Source organism: Nosocomiicoccus sp. HMSC09A07 (genome assembly GCF_001808485.1).
In the GTDB taxonomy this organism is placed as follows: domain Bacteria; phylum Bacillota; class Bacilli; order Staphylococcales; family Salinicoccaceae; genus Nosocomiicoccus; species Nosocomiicoccus ampullae_A.
In genome coordinates, this window is record NZ_KV793638.1 from 1 (window position 1) to 1,328 (window position 1,328).

Genomic DNA, 1,328 nt, shown 5'->3' on the forward strand with positions numbered 1-1,328 from the left:
AAACGACCGTTAAATGAACAAAATATTACATCAAGATGTAACACTCATTTTCTGATTGTTTATAGTACAATTACTCAGTATAATAATCTATGTACATATAACGTTATATAGATGTATTTATGAACATTAAATCAGAGTTTCTACTATTATATAGTAGATTAAAGGAGTGAATTTAAATCGCACGAATTGGATATGCAAGAGTTTCTACTTTAGATCAATCGTTAGACAGTCAAATTGATATGTTAAAGGAATATAAGTGTGAACGAATCTTTTCTGAAAAAGTGAGTGGTAGAAAAGAAAGAAGAACCGAATTAGATAAGTGTTTTGATTATTTACGGTCTGGCGATACATTTGTAATTACTAAATTGGATCGTTTAGGTAGAACAACCAAACAACTTATTGAACTTTCACAAGAATTAGAGGATAGAGATATTGAACTACATATATTAGATACTAATATAAATACGAATACAGCAATGGGGAAAATGTTTTTTACAATGATGAGTGCATTTGCAGAACTTGAAGCTAATCTTTTAAGTGAACGAACTAAAAAAGGATTAGATTCAGCACGTGCGAGAGGAAGAAAAGGTGGCCGACCACCAATTGACGAAGAAACTAAAGACTTAGTACGAAAACTTTACTATAGTAGGGAGTATACAATAGATGATATTTGTAAAATGACAAAAGTTAGTAGAACAAGTGTATATAACATTATAAGGAAGGAAAAAATATATGATCCAAAAAGATGAAGAAAAATAATAAGTAAAGATATTAAGCACTCATAAGAGTGCTATTTTTATGTTGAAAAGTAGAACGTATGTTCGTATAATTGAGTTAAGGAAGTGATATTATGATACTTGATTACAGAAATATACCATATGAAGAATTAGATTCTAATATACCTTACGGACGTGGAATGATTAAATGGATGCCTTTTGCAACAATGCCAGAACAGTATGAAAATATAGATCAAATGATGCATAATTTAAGTTTGATGAGTGAACCAAAGTTATCGCAAGATTTACTAGAAGTTAATGAAAGAATCGCTTTTCAACTTGTTGGACAAACAGCAATCATTCGCTACTGGTCAGATGGAATTGAAAAATATATTGAATGTAAAATTGAAAGTATTAATCATGAAAAAGGTACAATAAAAATAAAAGATAGTGATGACGTTTCTGAAATAAACTTTTTTCATATTTATGATATAACTAAAGGTGGTTATTTAGATGATATTGTATAACTTATACAATATATTATATAAGTTATAATATCTGGAGTGAGGATAAATAGGAAGCCCTACGATCCTAAATGGATCATAGGGCTTT

At 29.1% G+C, this 1,328-nt stretch carries 2 protein-coding genes; both read left to right on the forward strand.

Going from position 1 to position 1,328, the window contains the following annotated elements; all coding sequences use genetic code 11:
- The first annotated feature begins 176 nt into the window (after positions 1-176).
- Positions 177-749 carry a recombinase family protein gene (locus HMPREF3177_RS07050; RefSeq protein ID WP_070458132.1) on the forward strand — a complete coding sequence of 191 codons (573 nt, stop codon included), beginning with the start codon at positions 177-179 and terminating at the stop codon, positions 747-749.
- Between the two features lie 101 nt (positions 750-850).
- Positions 851-1,243, forward strand: a complete 393-nt coding sequence (locus HMPREF3177_RS07055; RefSeq protein ID WP_070458135.1) for a YolD-like family protein — start codon at positions 851-853, stop codon at positions 1,241-1,243.
- The last annotated feature ends 85 nt before the right edge of the window (positions 1,244-1,328 follow it).

Bases quoted from the DNA above. Each gene is read 5' to 3' on its own strand.
- HMPREF3177_RS07055 (WP_070458135.1), top strand. From the start codon at position 851: ATGATACTTGATTACAGAAATATACCATATGAAGAATTAGATTCTAAT.